This is a genomic window from Xanthomonas euroxanthea (assembly GCF_900476395.1).
Lineage (GTDB): Bacteria > Pseudomonadota > Gammaproteobacteria > Xanthomonadales > Xanthomonadaceae > Xanthomonas > Xanthomonas euroxanthea.
Genome location: NZ_UIHB01000010.1, coordinates 253,261 through 267,205, shown reverse-complemented (window position 1 = coordinate 267,205; position 13,945 = coordinate 253,261). Strand labels below are relative to the sequence as shown.

The 13,945-nt window shown below is 64.1% G+C and carries 17 protein-coding genes; 5 read left to right on the top strand and 12 right to left on the bottom strand.

Annotated features, from left to right (window positions below):
• Nucleotides 1-193: 193 nt before the first annotated feature.
• Nucleotides 194-685 carry a hypothetical protein gene (locus CPBF1521_RS21120; protein ID WP_115678186.1) on the bottom strand — a complete coding sequence of 164 codons (492 nt, stop codon included), beginning with the start codon at nucleotides 683-685 and terminating at the stop codon, nucleotides 194-196.
• Between the two features lie 386 nt (nucleotides 686-1,071).
• On the opposite strand from CPBF1521_RS21120, the gene CPBF1521_RS21115 reads away from it, so the two are divergent.
• Nucleotides 1,072-1,944 (top strand): RluA family pseudouridine synthase, encoded by an 873-nt coding sequence (locus tag CPBF1521_RS21115; RefSeq protein WP_181901325.1) that lies wholly within the window; start codon nucleotides 1,072-1,074, stop codon nucleotides 1,942-1,944.
• Nucleotides 1,945-1,973: 29 nt separating this feature from the next.
• On the opposite strand, the gene CPBF1521_RS21110 is transcribed toward CPBF1521_RS21115, so the two are convergent.
• Entirely contained in the window at nucleotides 1,974-2,219 is a 246-nt protein-coding gene (locus CPBF1521_RS21110; protein ID WP_010364309.1) for a helix-turn-helix domain-containing protein, read from the bottom strand.
• 111 nt (nucleotides 2,220-2,330) lie between these two features.
• Between CPBF1521_RS21110 and CPBF1521_RS21105 the strand changes: the two genes are divergently transcribed.
• Nucleotides 2,331-2,642: a hypothetical protein gene (locus tag CPBF1521_RS21105; protein ID WP_181901324.1), complete on the top strand. Its 312-nt coding sequence runs from the start codon at nucleotides 2,331-2,333 to the stop codon at nucleotides 2,640-2,642.
• Between the two features lie 28 nt (nucleotides 2,643-2,670).
• Here CPBF1521_RS21105 and CPBF1521_RS21100 read toward each other — a convergent pair whose 3' ends face one another.
• Nucleotides 2,671-3,126 carry a hypothetical protein gene (locus tag CPBF1521_RS21100; RefSeq protein WP_181901323.1) on the bottom strand — a complete coding sequence of 152 codons (456 nt, stop codon included), beginning with the start codon at nucleotides 3,124-3,126 and terminating at the stop codon, nucleotides 2,671-2,673.
• Between the two features lie 294 nt (nucleotides 3,127-3,420).
• Between CPBF1521_RS21100 and CPBF1521_RS21095 the strand changes: the two genes are divergently transcribed.
• Nucleotides 3,421-3,822 carry an antitoxin Xre/MbcA/ParS toxin-binding domain-containing protein gene (locus CPBF1521_RS21095; protein ID WP_126968946.1) on the top strand — a complete coding sequence of 134 codons (402 nt, stop codon included), beginning with the start codon at nucleotides 3,421-3,423 and terminating at the stop codon, nucleotides 3,820-3,822.
• A gap of 82 nt (nucleotides 3,823-3,904) precedes the next feature.
• Here the strand turns inward: CPBF1521_RS21095 and CPBF1521_RS21090 are convergent, their stop codons facing one another.
• The 3 genes from CPBF1521_RS21090 to CPBF1521_RS21080 form a co-directional block, all read right to left on the bottom strand.
• Complete coding sequence (locus tag CPBF1521_RS21090; protein ID WP_115678182.1) at nucleotides 3,905-5,530, bottom strand: alpha/beta hydrolase; 1,626 nt, start codon at nucleotides 5,528-5,530, stop codon at nucleotides 3,905-3,907.
• 475 nt (nucleotides 5,531-6,005) lie between these two features.
• Nucleotides 6,006-6,938 (bottom strand): XVIPCD domain-containing protein, encoded by a 933-nt coding sequence (locus CPBF1521_RS21800; RefSeq protein WP_328589321.1) that lies wholly within the window; start codon nucleotides 6,936-6,938, stop codon nucleotides 6,006-6,008.
• 16 nt (nucleotides 6,939-6,954) lie between these two features.
• Nucleotides 6,955-7,392: a DUF6393 family protein gene (locus tag CPBF1521_RS21080; protein WP_235858493.1), complete on the bottom strand. Its 438-nt coding sequence runs from the start codon at nucleotides 7,390-7,392 to the stop codon at nucleotides 6,955-6,957.
• A 625-nt stretch (nucleotides 7,393-8,017) separates the two neighbouring features.
• On the opposite strand from CPBF1521_RS21080, the gene CPBF1521_RS21075 reads away from it, so the two are divergent.
• On the top strand, nucleotides 8,018-8,578 hold the full coding sequence (locus CPBF1521_RS21075) for a hypothetical protein (RefSeq protein ID WP_115678181.1): 561 nt from the start codon (nucleotides 8,018-8,020) through the stop codon (nucleotides 8,576-8,578).
• A 125-nt stretch (nucleotides 8,579-8,703) separates the two neighbouring features.
• On the opposite strand, the gene CPBF1521_RS21070 is transcribed toward CPBF1521_RS21075, so the two are convergent.
• From CPBF1521_RS21070 to CPBF1521_RS21055, 4 genes are all read right to left on the bottom strand, one after another.
• Nucleotides 8,704-9,120 (bottom strand): type II toxin-antitoxin system VapC family toxin, encoded by a 417-nt coding sequence (locus tag CPBF1521_RS21070; protein ID WP_104627459.1) that lies wholly within the window; start codon nucleotides 9,118-9,120, stop codon nucleotides 8,704-8,706.
• Entirely contained in the window at nucleotides 9,117-9,371 is a 255-nt protein-coding gene (locus CPBF1521_RS21065; protein WP_102582218.1) for a FitA-like ribbon-helix-helix domain-containing protein, read from the bottom strand. The genes CPBF1521_RS21070 and CPBF1521_RS21065 overlap by 4 nt, the downstream gene beginning before the upstream one ends.
• Before the next feature lie 137 nt (nucleotides 9,372-9,508).
• Entirely contained in the window at nucleotides 9,509-10,621 is a 1,113-nt protein-coding gene (locus CPBF1521_RS21060) for a type II toxin-antitoxin system RelE/ParE family toxin (RefSeq protein ID WP_115678180.1), read from the bottom strand.
• Complete coding sequence (locus CPBF1521_RS21055) at nucleotides 10,608-10,814, bottom strand: hypothetical protein (RefSeq protein WP_104586339.1); 207 nt, start codon at nucleotides 10,812-10,814, stop codon at nucleotides 10,608-10,610. The genes CPBF1521_RS21060 and CPBF1521_RS21055 overlap by 14 nt, the downstream gene beginning before the upstream one ends.
• Before the next feature lie 268 nt (nucleotides 10,815-11,082).
• Here CPBF1521_RS21055 and CPBF1521_RS21050 point away from each other — a divergent pair, with 268 nt between their 5' ends.
• Nucleotides 11,083-11,619, top strand: coding sequence for a CcdC protein domain-containing protein (locus CPBF1521_RS21050; RefSeq protein ID WP_115678179.1), 537 nt, complete (start codon nucleotides 11,083-11,085; stop codon nucleotides 11,617-11,619).
• Nucleotides 11,620-11,661: 42 nt separating this feature from the next.
• On the opposite strand, the gene CPBF1521_RS21045 is transcribed toward CPBF1521_RS21050, so the two are convergent.
• Entirely contained in the window at nucleotides 11,662-12,927 is a 1,266-nt protein-coding gene (locus CPBF1521_RS21045; protein WP_164739333.1) for a phospholipase D-like domain-containing protein, read from the bottom strand.
• A 150-nt stretch (nucleotides 12,928-13,077) separates the two neighbouring features.
• A complete protein-coding gene (locus CPBF1521_RS21040; RefSeq protein WP_115678178.1) occupies nucleotides 13,078-13,917 on the bottom strand; it encodes an SDR family oxidoreductase in 840 nt (279 codons plus the stop codon).
• Nucleotides 13,918-13,945: the final 28 nt, after the last annotated feature.

The following is a 13,945-nucleotide window of genomic DNA, read 5'->3' as shown; positions in this document are numbered from 1 at the left end:
TTCGGCTGATAGTGCTGTCCCAAGTCAGTTTGGATGGTGCCGATCGTGTAGCCACTGTTGTCGGCCGGCTCTAGCAACGGTGTTCTGAGATTGTCGCCAGCGACTTCCAATTGATAAGCGGCATATCCGCTTTCGGATGAAACGCCGACAGCAAAGTACAGCGTGGCCCGCAACTCCTGATCTGTCAGCCTGCTCATGAGTCGCTCTCCGTGTCCGCACAGGTTTCGGATGGAATTTGCTTGCCCTTGATATCAGGGTGCAGGGCGACATCTCGCTTATATGTATTGCCGAACTTCTGGTAGCGAACCAAGGCCCCCTTTTCAAGAACGAAGTAATCTTCCTCCCCCGAGAAGTTGGGGCATGCCTCATAGCCTGCCTCGCCATCATCGCTGCAGTAGCGAACGTAGAGCTTTCCGCTACGCACATCCCCTTCCAATTTTCCGCCACCCCCACGCACGTTGGTTCCTTCGCTCCACTCTCCCGTGACATGGCTCTTCTGCTGATTGAGGTCAACGCTCAGAAAGTGGCCAGAACCGCAGGCTGTGGCGTACGCCCACTTGTTTGCAAAGTTACCGACCGTCTCACCAGCCGGTGGCGAAGCATTCGAGCATGCTGCACTCAGCGCGACTATGGTGAGTGACATGCAACGCATGATCTTCTTGTTGAATCTTCTTTGAGCTCTCATTGAACGCTTCCTTGATCTGCACTATCGGCGAATCGGGCGTAGGGCACAGCGACTTTACTGCAAACAACAGCTTTCAATTCGCTTACGGTACAAAAAATCGCAGGTAGGCTGTTGGCAAAAGTCACTACTGAAGAACCGAAATGTCTTTCGCACGCCCAAGACCGGTTGGTGTCTGAAGCAACAGCGCATCCCCATCTACTTGGTATGGAGCTGCGGCATTGCCTAACGTGGCGTTATGCGTATCGCCTGACAGTCACTCGTTGCGGTTGGGGCTTGTCTGTTCACCTTTGCAGAAATCAGGAGAGAACGGAAAACGCGGCCAGGGTACGATTCCATCCCTCTTCGTATGAGTGCGCCTTGTTGTGGTCATGCTTCCAGCACGCCCGATGCTTGATGGCCTTCCCGCCAGCCAGTTCCAGCTCCCGTCCGGCCCCTGGTCCACGGTGTTGGAGGCGTTATGCGCGTGCTTTCCGGGTGTGGATGCCGCCATCTGGCAGGACCGCTTCGCGCGTGGGCGTGTGCTGGATGCCGAAGGCAGCGCGCTTGATGTCTCTGCGCCGTATAGCTTAGGTGCCGAGATTCTGTACTTCCGCGAGGTAGTGGACGAGCCGGTCATTCCATTTGCCGAGACGGTGGTGCATGCGGATGCACATCTGGTGGTTGCGTGCAAGCCGCATTTCCTGCCCGTGGGTCCAGCTGGAGCGTATGTGCGCGAGACGCTGCTGACGCGATTGGTGCGGCGCTTCGATAATCCCGCATTGGTGCCGCTGCACCGCATCGATCGGGACACTGCCGGATTGGTGTTGTTCTCTGCCAACCCGTCCACGCGCGGCATCTACCAGGCGCTGTTCCGCGAGCGGCGTATTCGCAAGCATTACTTGGCAGTCGCACCACCGCTGCCGGGGCTGACGTTTCCGTATGTGCATCGCAGCCAGCTGGAGTCGGGCGAGCCGTTCTTCCGCATGCGCGAGGGTGTGGGCGAGCCGAACAGCGAGACGGTGATCGATGTAGTCGCACGCGGCGCAGACACGTGGACGTATCGATTGGAGCCGGTCACCGGGCGCAAGCACCAGTTGCGCGTGCACATGGCCGCGCTGGGCGCGCCGATCCTGCATGACCGCTTCTATCCAGAGCTGGAAGACCAGCGGCCCGATGATCCGGAACGGCCGCTGCAGTTGTTCGCGCATACGTTGGCGTTCGATGACCCGATCACCGGCGAGCCGCGGAGTTTTACAGCGACGGTCGGACCGAACAATTAGGAACGAAGCACCACGCACTGCCCAGTGGACTACTTCAGTTCCTTCTCGAACTCGGTAACGAACTTGGTCAATGAAGTTCCGCAGGCATTGCAGAAGTCCCGCAACTGGAGAAGATCCATCCGGCGACTGCCGCGCTCAACATCACTTACATACGACTGCGGGCGCTCCAGCGCAGTGCTCAGGGCGACCTGCGTTAGCCCGGCTGAGAGGCGAAGTTCGCGCAATTGCTGCAGCAGGACGTCGTAATGGTCTTTGTGGATCGACTTGATTGGCATGGCGGCAACGTTGAAAGGCCGCACTGAAGCTATATCCCCTTTTCAAATATCTGAAAAAGGGATAAATTCGAGCGGCGGATATTTCGTCCGCTCATGTCGAGGATGGATGCCATGACGACTTTGAAAACTCCCAATATGGCCACGGTGCAGACGCAAGCAGAGCCCCTCACCTTCGGCGTCACCCTGCAGCAGATCGACCAGTTCCATTCGCTGCTGCGCACGATCACTGCGCAGAGCGACATGGTGGCGGTGTGCAGCGGCAAGCCGCTGGATGCCACCAGTCTGTCGGTTCTGGGCGAGAGCATCTTCAACGCCGCCCGCGCGGTGCGCGGTGTGGTCGATGAGATTTACGAGCAGCGCCTCGGTGTCGATGGTCCGGACGATGCGGCCGAAGCGAGCGGGCAGCGCGGCGCCAGGGTCTGACCGGGCGCCGCGGGCAATCGCGTCAGCCTCAACGCACCTTGTACAACACCGCCGCACCCGGCTTGGGCTCGAACATCGGCACGGTCTGCTGCTTGAGCGCGGTGCCCTTGGCGTCCCACACCAGCGTCTCGGCGGGGTATTCCTCGTTGCGGGTCATGGTGTCGATCTGCTTGACGATCACCGTCTTGCCGGCGGGCACTTCCGGGTTCCAGGCGAACACGCCCAGGCGGCCGTAGAACACCGCCGGCGCGGCAGCATCCAGGCGGCGGTCCGGGCACATGACCAGGCCGCGTTCCAACATCACCCGCACTGCGCCGACGGGCACGGCCTTGACGGTGGGCGCGGTGCGGTCGGTGCTGTGGCCGGGGCAGACATTGGCCGAGCGGGTGAGCATGTCTTCGACCACCTGGCGGTCGGACTGGGCCAGCGCCGGCAGCGCGGCGGTGGACAGGGCAAGCACGGCGAGGGCGGATTTCCAGGGCATCTGACAACTCCTCATGAGATGACACTCCAATACTGCAGCCTTGCAGGCGCGGGCTGCTGCCAGTAACGCGCCCGAATCCTAGCAATGTCCACGTCAAGCACGGCCAATGGGTGACGCCGCTACGGCGGCCGCGCGCAAGCAGCAATCGGCCGCCAACGCCGCCGCCAGGCACCAACGCCGGCTGGCGCGGACTATAACGGCCGCTGACGCCGATACCGCCTGTCAGGAGTCTCCTGATTGAGCGGCGGCAGCAACGTCGATAGCGTGCGCGCTATCACACCGCTGGACTGCCCCATGGAACGCGCCGACCTCATTGCATCACTGCTCACCGGCATGCGGCGTGCCGAAGACTTCCGCGCGCAAGCGTTGATCTACAGCACCGCGCACAGCCAGCAGATGGAGGCCGATTACGGCAAGGCGGCCGATGCCGAGCTGGTGCTGACGCTGTTCGCCTTCACGCCGGAGCACCTCAAGCTGCTGGGCAGCACCGGTATCGAGAACCTGGGCGAGATCGTCTGCCACGCCTGGGCCTTGAACGGTGGCAACAACGAGGCGCTGATCGGCTGGTTCCGCAAGCCCATGAACGCCCTGGACGGGCAGACGCCGGCCGCGCTGGTGCGCGGTGGCCGCCTGCAGGTGCTGCTGCTGGTGCTCAGGCAGCAGCTGGAGTGGGAGTTGTCCAAGCGCTCGGCCTGAGGATTGACAGCGTTGCACGGCGCGCCTTGGCGCGCCGGTGGCCGGCCCGTCGATCGACAGCGCCGGCCGTGCGTGGGCGCGCTTACTGCTTGGGTCGCGCTACGGCGTACATCTCCCAGGCAATCTTCTTCATCAAGGCGTTGCTGTCCTCGCCCTCCTTGTACAGGTCGAAGTGGCTGCGGCCTTCCAGGTAGCGGAAGTCGCTTTTGGCGCCCAGGCCGTCCAGCACCGCCTGGAACTTGCGCGCCGCCCCATCCAGGTAGAACGTGTCGGCGGTGCCGACGATCAGGTGGATCTTGCCGTCCAGGTCCGGCTTGAGCGTGGGCCATTGCGCGGACACGCGCGCGGCGATGTCGTAGTGCGTGCGCCAGTAGGCCACCACGGCCGGGTCCACCTTGCCGGTGTCGCGGTCGAACATCGGCAGCGGGCGGCCGTCGGGCCCGCGCGGGGAAAACACCCACTCGAACGAGGTGAGCTGGCCGCCGTACGGGCCGAGCACGCGTTCGAGCCTGGCGAAGGTCTCCAGGTCGGCCACCACCTTGCCCTGATCGCGGATCAGCGGGAACTGGCTGCCGTCCGGGCGCCGGTAGACGTTGGCATTGGGCGCGTACAGGTCCGGCCCGGTGAAGTCGTGGAAGTCGCTCGAGTCGGGCGAGGTGGACCAGGTGCCGCCGAACAGCTTGGGGTAGCGCGTCTGCAGCCACAGCGTGGCCCAGCCGCCGGACGAATGCCCGTTCAAGAACCGGCCGCTGGCCTTGCCGTCCATCTTGTACTGGCGCTCCAGCGCGGGGATCAGCTCTTCAGTCAGTGCGGTGCCCCAGGGGCCATTGTTGACCGAGTCGGCGAATTCGTGGGTGCCGGTGGGCGTGGACTGGTCCAGGAACACCCAGATCATCGGCGGCATCTGCTTGGCCGCCATCGCGCTCCAGGCGGCGGCGATGCTGCCGGCAAAGCGGTTGTAGTTGCCGCCGAAGCCGTGGGTGACATACACGGTGGGATAGCGGGCAGCGGCCTTGGCGTCGTAGCCCGGCGGGGTGAGCACGCGGGCGCGCAGCGACACCGGCCGGCCCCAGAACGCGCTCAGCGCCGGGCTCACCAGCGAGGCGTCCGCGCTATGCAGCCTGGCCTCCGGGATGGCGTCGCGGATCGCCTGCGGCGCCCGCGGCGACACCTGCCACGGGTCGTCCGATACCGGCACCTGCCTGCTGAGCTTCAGCGTGGGCAACGGCTTGCCCTTGCCCGGCGTCACCGCGGTGACCTCGCTCAGCAGATCGCCGCCATCGCGGCCGCTGTAGCCGTAGCTGTGGTCCGGATCCAGCACGGCCTGGAACAGGTACTCGCCGGCCGGCAGCGCGGAAAACCCGCTGGGGAAGGCGATGTTGTCCAGGTCGATCTCGACGCTGGCACCGGGGGCGAGCGCGGTCACCTCCTGCGCCGCCACGGCCACCGCCGTCGGGCGGAACGGGCTGACGTCCACCTCTTCCACCTTGCCGTCCTTGCCGTCCTTTCCATCCTTGGCCGCGGCCTGGGCGTCCTTGGCCAACGTGGCGAACACCAGCAGGCGCCCGGACACGGGCTGGTCGCTGGCCCCGTCCAGCGTGACGCGCAGCAGGCGATGGGCCGCTGCCGGTGCGGCGGCGTGCGCGGCGCAGGCGCACAACAGGCCAATGGCCAGACCCAGGCGGGGAACAAGACGATGCAGGGACATGCAGATCCTTTGGAACGCAGGTGGACGAGGCGGGCACACACGGCCCTGCGCAGACTGTAGCCAGTTCCCGGCCGACCGTGCGCCGCCATCGCGAGGTCAGGTCACCGTATCCGATCTGCCTGTCCAGGAATCACCTCCTCAACCGGACCCGACCCCGACTCCACCCGGTATCACGAGCAGCGCAAGCCATAGCGTGAAGCTGGGTCAGCCTCGCCAGCCCCAAGTAACTAAAACGAAAGCCCGCGTCAGTTCCAACCAGGTAAATGTCTGACAGGCAGCCAATCTAATATCTTTTCTAGGTTCCGCTTGTTCCTGTTCACTGCCGGAACAATCTAAAGCCGGCTTTAGATTCGATCACTGCCATGCGCGTCCCAATCGATCAAACATTCGACATCGGCGCCTATGTCCGCGCAGTCAGCAATGCGGAAGGCTTGCTGCGGGAGCAAGACGATACGACTGTATTCCCAATTGCTGTTCACCGCATTCCAAGTGCACCATGACTTGGTTGGTCCACCGTGCGTGATGCCTCCTGCGTAGACGCCTGCACGGCCTGTTGATTGGCAACTTCGAGTTTCTGCAGGTTCTCGGCCAATGGCTGCTTGACGGCTTCGGCCTTATCCACGTGCGTGCGTAATACATCCATGTCATTTCCTGGATTTTTGTACGTCGCGAAAATATTGCCGTTTGTGTGATTGGGAATAACGTCCTGAATCTCGGGCAGCGGCGGGCGATTGAGTTTGGCCTGGACCGCCAGGGCACCGGCAATACGTTCCTTTTCTTGCTGATTGGTGTAGACGCCTGCATCCGGGCCGAGCTTATCGAGCCCCGCCAAGGCTTGCTTGAACAATGGGTCATCGCGTAGCCGCGCTTCCTGATGCGGATCGAGTGGTGCTCCGCCTGCGCTGAAGGTACGCCCTGAGTTACCTAATCCTGGCACCGACGGCTGGATCGATTCGTCGAGCTGTCGTCCCGATGCAGGCGCCCAGTGGCCGAAAACGCCATCGTTCTTTGGTTCCGGAAGGCGTACATCCCGCAGTACGCTATCGGCCAGTGTGTTGGAGTTTTGCAACTGGGGATCGTAGGGATACTTGTCATCCTTGCTCTTGGCATTGGCGACCATGCGTGCCCAGGTTCCCGACAAGTCCGCACCGTGTGTGATCTCTTCGCGATATTGCTTTTGTCCAACCGCATTCGGGTTGTCGCGATGATCGGGGTTGGCCCGGTTGTAGGGCAGGTTAGTCTCGACGTGCATGCGGCCATACGGCAATCCAGGTTGCTCATCGCCGGTCCAGCCGCTGATGGTGTGCTGCTTACCCTCGTTATCTGTGTAGAGAAGGAATTTGTGGTGGTATTCCTTGCCCAGCGCAGACCCGATGTTCCGATATCCAACTTCAATCTTCTCGTCCATGACAGTCTCCGTTGGCTTACTGATTCTTGATGTGGACGGCGTCGACGTGTGTCACCTTGCCGTCGGTATCCAAAGAAAAAGTCATCACGACGGAACGTGCATCTGGATCAAGCATTGCCTGCCCCTTATTGTCCCTGACGACCACCCTACCTGGGGTGTCTTCAACAATCTTGGACGTTGGAGATTTGCTGAACGTCTCCAGCACAACCAACTTTGTTGTTCCCAGAGGAACGTACTTGGCAACGATGCTGCTAACGTCGACCTGTTCGAATCGAACGGGCTTTTTTGATGCATAAATCTCTTCAAGCATTGGGCTGGCTCCTGATTTCATGGTGTCTTCCTGTGTCGAAGCGGTGCGTGCAGTATCTGCATTGGCGCAGGATGAAAGCGGGAGCACCGCAAGCCCAGTGAGTGCGAGCGTTGCGGCCCACCCGTTTAGCACGATGCGTGGCATGGTGATCTCCTGATACAACCAATCACTTGAATAGAATGCCCGCGAAGTCTTGAGCCTTCCCAGGCAGGCTGGTACATCAATACTCCTTCCGTGCAGACGATACCAGCGTACTACAAGCTTCCCATGGTTGATGAATAGCTGAGTTGGATCGTCAGGGCTGCCCAGGCGATCTATTTTGTGCCACATCCAAATGTATGCATTGGGATATTCCTGCAATCCACGCCTCTTCAAGTAGACGACCACAATTCAGTGGCGTTACTGGAAGTTGCAAGTCCCTAAGCGCTTCAAATAGTTGCTTTGCCTCGACTGATGCTCGATGTGAGCGATGGACAGCGCGGTGTTCGCTCCCGAATTCCAAACTGCATCACGCAACGAGGTTGTTGAGACGATTTGCCGGGTTTGCGAGGCGTTGGTCTTCAACGATGAGCACACCAGCGGCGTGGCCAGCTGGGTGGCGTAGGTGTGGTGCTTCCCACACACACGCAGGGCGTCATCGTACGCAATCGATCATCTGCCGCTTGGCGTTATGCACAGGTGCCGTTGCGATTATCCATTCAAGGCGCAAGCGGCAGCCGCGCAACAGCCGCTGCCGGCACCTTGCATCACACACCAGGGAACGATCGAAATGAAACGTAAAACCAGCTATCGCGGTGCGCTTGCGGCCTGTGGCCTTTCACTCGTCGTGGCCGCGCTGTGCATGGACGCTGCTGTTGCAGCACCGGTCAGCAAGACGGACACGGTCACGCTGACCCATGTCTTTGCCACGCTGCAGACCGGTCAGCAGGATCAGAAACCCGAAGACATTGCGGCATGTCGCAAGCAGGTTTCTGCACCAGCTTCCAAGTACCTGGGCTCGGCGGTCACCACCAAGTACTCCATCGAAGTGCAATCCAAGATGATGTCCGCGTCCTCGTCGCTGCCATCGCCTGTGGCCACACAGCCGCTGACGGTGACGATACCGCTGGCGCCGTTGGGCGTGGCTGGGGAGTATGCCTTCGGCGCGTTTCGGCCGAGCGCGCTGCCCGACACCTATGTGCTGTTTTCGGTCGGGCTGGATTTCAAGGGGCCGCAGTCATCCGTGCTGGTTCTCAACAGCGACAAACCCTACAACTGCCTGGTGACCAGCAATCCGGCGCCGTTCAAGGGAGCACTGGCTACCAAACTGGGCAAAGACCAGGGCCGCTGATGTCTGTAACCGCCGGGTAATCGGCGAACGCGCCGAAGACAGCTTCGGCGCGTTCGGCTGCTGTTTTCAAAGCAGCACGTTGGAGGGGGCGGGCGAAACGGCGGTTTATCACCGCACGCTCCGGATCAACTCCACGGGTCAATGACGTCCAGCGCCATCGCCGCGAACGGTGCCGTGTCGCGGGTGGCAACGGTCAGGCCTTGCGCGGCTGCCGTTGCAGCGATGTAGGCATCGGCGCGACCGAGTGTGAGTCCTGCGGCTCTGGCTTTCGATGCGAGTGTCGCGAATGCGTGCGATGCGTCCAGATCAAACGCCAGCAGGCGCCCATTGAACAGTGGCAATACATCGCTTTCCAACCGTGCATGCAACGTGGATCGCTTGCGGCCCTCGGGCATCACGGCAATGCCATAACGCAATTCGGCCACCGTTACCACAGACAGGAACAGTGTCTCGACAGCCTGCGCATCGATCCAGGCAACGACCTTCGGGTTGGGCTGAGGCCGCCAAAGCTCGGAGATGACATTGGTATCGAGCAGGATCACTTCAGGCTGATCGGCTTGATTGCGGTCTTGTCGCGTAAGGTGTCGAACGCGTCGGCCTGTTTTGCTGTCAGGCCAGCGTCGCGGCCAATGTCCACCAGCAGGGAGCCGAGTTTGACCCGGTCTGCCGGTTTGGCCGCTGATTCAAGGATTGCGCGGATCTCCGCCTCGGTGCTGCGGCCGTGGAGTGCGGCCCTCGCGCGGATCGCGCGATGCACCTCATCGGGGATATTGCGGACGGTGAAAGAAGGCATGTCGCCCTCCCGGTGGAATCAGGCTGCTTGCACTTTAGAGAAGTGCAAGCACTTAGACAACTTCACCACACCCGGTATCGAAGCAGTCATCACCGCACCAGCCGTAGTGGAATCCGGGGCCAACCTGGCCCCACCACTCACCGATACGGCCCCGGCCCGCGCCACACCGGCTCGCCCTGCTTGTAGACCTCCATCATGTTGATGACCTCGCGGGCATCGCCGATGTCTTTCAGCTCCGGCGAGTCCGGCGGCAGCAGGCGGCATTTGCTGGAGCCGCGCTTGAGCGCGACTTCCAACGGGCAGACCATGCGGTACTGGGTGCCGGGCAGGATGATGGCCAGTTCCTTCATGCCCTGGTCGCGCCAGTTGCGCAGCTGGGTTTCGCTGCGCACTTCGTAATAGACCTGGTACCCGCCCACATCCATGCTGGGTTGGGCGTTGCTGCGGTCGCGGCGGCGGCCTTCGCTGATGGTGGGCGTGTTGGACAGGCCGTCTTCGGCGGCATCGGCCTCTTCTTCGAGCATGCCCGGTGGGCGGCCGGTCCAGGTTTCGGGGCGGCGCTGCGGCGGCGACGAGGGTTCTGCCGGCGGTTGCGGCGGGGTGGGGCGCTGCACCGGTTGCGTCTGGCGCTGCTCGACCAGGCCGCCGCGGCGGGTGTTGCCTGCCGGCGGGATCGGGTTCTTGGCGGTCTTGACCAGGGTGGACTGCACCGGCGAGGCGGCCGGCGGCGGCTGCACGGGCGCGGGCGTTGGCGACGGCGGGGTGGGCGTCGGGGACGGAACCGGCTGGTCGGGCGTGGAGGTGTCGCCGACGAAATCCACCTTGGTGCGGCCACCGCTGGCCGAGCCCTGCGGCGGGGTCATGGTGGGCGTGGAGGCCGACAGCAGGATCAGCAGCATCAGCACATGCAGCAGGGCGCTGATCAGCGCGGCGATCCACGGTTCGATGCGTTCGATCAGCGGCTCGGTGCGCGGCAGCCAGTCCTGCGTCTCCAGGCGGACGTGCAGCAGCTGCAGCGCGTCGTCGCGCACGCGGTAGACCAGCACGTAGGGCGTTTGCCTGACCACCCATTCGCGGGTGCCGGCGACGCGGCCGGCGCGGCCGCGCCCGGGCTGCTCGGCCAGGGTGCGGGTGGCGTCCAGCACCCGCCGCGCCATCGCGGCGGCGGCGGTCGGGCTGAGCGCGTGGTAGTGATCCTGGGCGTGTGCGAGTTGCCTGGCGGCCGGGACGGTCCAGTCACGCCGCAACATCAACGCCCCATCTGGCGAACAGTGCCGCCACCTGTGCCGGTGCGACAACCGCGCCCCGATCCGCTGCGGCCATGCCCTCCAGCACGGCGGCCTCGAAGCTGGCGGTGTCCACGACGCGAACCACGTCGTCCCATCCTGCCGTCTCGGGCAGCGTGTCGATCAGCGTATGGGCTTCTTGCTTGATGGCGGACATGGCACTGCGGTGGGGAGCTCTGCCGGCAAGTCTACCCGTGCGGCTCTGGTTCGCGTGTGGCAACGGCTGGCGTGCGGTTGAGGCGTTTATTGGCAGTGGTAGGGAAAGCGGTCCTGCGCGAGGGCCTCTGGTCCGTCGCGATGGCCGGACGTGGCGGCCCGGCCCGGCCAGGCCGCCTGCGCGCGCAGAAAGTGACACTTGGCACCTTGTTCGCTACTGGGGGCGGTTTCATTCTGCGGTGGTCACCTCACCCCGCAAAGGAATCGCCATGCCCGCTGCTGCCATCGCACCGCTGACGCCGTATCTGTCGATGGCGGCCATCGCCTTCCTCTACTACCGGCGCATCCGCCGCAGCTTCGGCCGCCAGCGCTGGAAGCCGGTGAGCACGGCGCTGCGCGCCGTGGTGCTGGTGGTTGCCGCGGCGGCGCTGGCATACGCGGTCTATGGCTTGCCGCAGGTCCGGCCAGGGATCGCCGCGGGAGCGCTGGTCGGCATCGGGCTGGGCGCCGCATCGCTGCGCTACACGCATGCCGAATGGGTGGAGGGACGCGGCTGGTATACGCCCAATCCGTGGATCGGCGGTGGCTTGATGCTGGTGCTGCTCGGGCGCCTGGCCTGGCGCTGGGCCGATGGCGCCTTCAGCGCGGGCGCGGCGGCGGCCGGATCGCAGGCCAGTCCGCTGACGCTGGCCATCGCCGCGGCGCTGGTGCTGTATTCGCTGGTGCATCTGGGCGGGCTGTGGTGGCGGCTGCGCCAGCTGCGGCTGCAGGCTGCGCCGATCGCGGTGCTGCCGCCACTGTCGTGAGGGTTGTCGGGCGCCGCAGCTGCTTGCGGCGTCCGCGCTGCATCACACCTGCGAGCGGAACGGAAGGACCAGCTTCTCGCCAAGCTTCTGCCGCAGCGGCCGCTTGCGCCAGCGCTCCAGTGTGTACGGTTCGGCCCGTTGCAGGTCGCGCTCGAACACCTCGGTCATCTGCGCGGCCAGGTCACGGTCGTAGACATTCAGGCTGGCCTCGTCGTTGAGGCGGAACGAGCGGATGTCGAAGTTGGTCGAGCCCACCGAGACCAGCAGGCCGTCGATGATCAGCAGCTTGGTATGCAGCATGGTGGGCAGGAATTCGTGGATGGCGATGCCGGCCTGCAGCAGCGGCTCCCAGCTGGCCTTGGAGGCCAGCCGCACCGAGACTGCATCGATATGCTTGCCCGGCAGCAGCACGCGGATGCGTACGCCACGCGCACGCGCTTCCAGCAGCGAGCGGGTGATCAGCGCATCGGGGACGAAGTAGGCCGCGGCCAGGTCGATGGAGCTGCGCGCCGCGGCGATGGCGATCAGGTACATCAGGTGCATGCTCTCGCTGCCGCCGGCCGGCGAGGCCACGAACAGCTGCGCGTCGCTGTCGCCGGCCGGTGCCAGCTCCGGGTAGTACTCGGCGCCGTTGAGCACGCGGCCGGTGCTCTTGATCCAGTTGTCGTTGAAGGCGGCCTGCACCTGCGCCACCACCGGGCCTTCGATGCGGTAATGCGAGTCGCGCCAGTGCTCCGGGTCCTGCGCATCGCCCATCCACTGGTCGGCCACGCCCACGCCGCCGGTGAAGCCGATGCGGCCGTCGATCACCAGCAGCTTGCGATGGGTGCGGTTATTGACGCGGTGCAGGTTGTACCAGGTCAGCGGGCGGTAGCGATGCACTTCCACCCCGGCCTTGGTCATGTCCTCGACCAGCGCCGCATCCATCTTCAGGCTGCCGCCCCAGTCGATGGTGACGCGCACCTTGACCCCGGCGCGCGCGCGCTCGGACAGCGCCTGGCTGAACTCGCGGCCGATCTCGCCCGACCAGTAGATATAGGTTTCGAAGGTGATGGTGCGCTGCGCGCTGCGGATGGCGGCCAGCATCGCCGGGAAGATCTCGCTGCCGTTATGCAGTACCTGGATCTTGTTGCCGGGCAGGATCGCCGGACCCAGCAACACCGACATCTCGCGCTTGAACTGCGGGTCGGACACGTCGTAGCAATGGCTGGGGATGTGCTCGAGCTTTTTCTCGGGCGTGGCGAAGTTGAGCAGCAGCAGCCCCACCACCAGCGTGGTGACGACCGTGGCCACGATGATCCATGTCATGCATCCAACCCCTGTTCCCCTGCCATCGACGGCCCCAAGCGGCCGGCATTCTGGCAAGCCGGGCGGCATGGGGGCCGTGAAGGGTGGGGCGCCAGCCGCGGATCGGCGCTGGTGACGCTGCAGAACGCGCGCGCTGCAGCGTCGCTGCCTTCATCCGGCGGCAGCCGGGCTGTCGGTGGACAACGCGATGTCGCGCTGGTCTTCCAGCGCAGCCAGCCGCGTGGTCAACGCTTCGCGGATCGCGTGGTAGGCCGCCGTGCCCATGACCAGCCGAAACGGCGGGGGGGATGCCTCGGTGCAGGCGATCATGGCCGCGACCATGCGCTGCGGGTCGCCGACGATGACCCAGCTGCCGTCGTCCAGCGCGCGGCCGAGTGTGTCGACCGGTGTGCCGAGGTAGTCGGACGGGATGTCGGTCCTGACCAGCGAGGCGCCGAAGTTGGTGCGTGCCGGGCCGGGTTCGGCCAGGGTGAAATGGATGCCGAAGCCGGCCACTTCCTGCGTGGCGGCTTCGATGAAGCCTTCGATGCCCCATTTGCTGGCGTGATACAGGCTGAAGCCGGGGTAGGCGATCTGGCCGCCTTCGGACGACACCTGCAGCACGTGCCCGCCACCTTGGCGACGCAGGTGCGGCAGCGCGGCCTGGATCAGCGTGATGGAGCCGATGAGATTGGTGTCGATGAGATCGCGCACCTGGGCGTCGGTGGCGGCCTCAGCGGCACCGAGCGTGCCGTAGCCGGCGTTGCTGACCAGCACGTCGATCCTGCCCAGGGCCTGGAAGGCCCGGGTGACGGTCTCGCGCACCGCTGCGCTGTCGCGCAGATCCAGCTGCAGGACGGTCAATGCGTCGTTGTGCGCGGCCTGCAGATCGGCAAGCGCTTCTGCGCGCCGCACGGTGGCTGCGACGCGATCGCCGCGCGCCAGCAATGTTTCGACCAGGCCGCGGCCGAAGCCGGAGGATGCGCCTGTGATGAGCCAGGTCCGGGACATGGGGGTGGCCTTTGCGTGGAAGGGAATT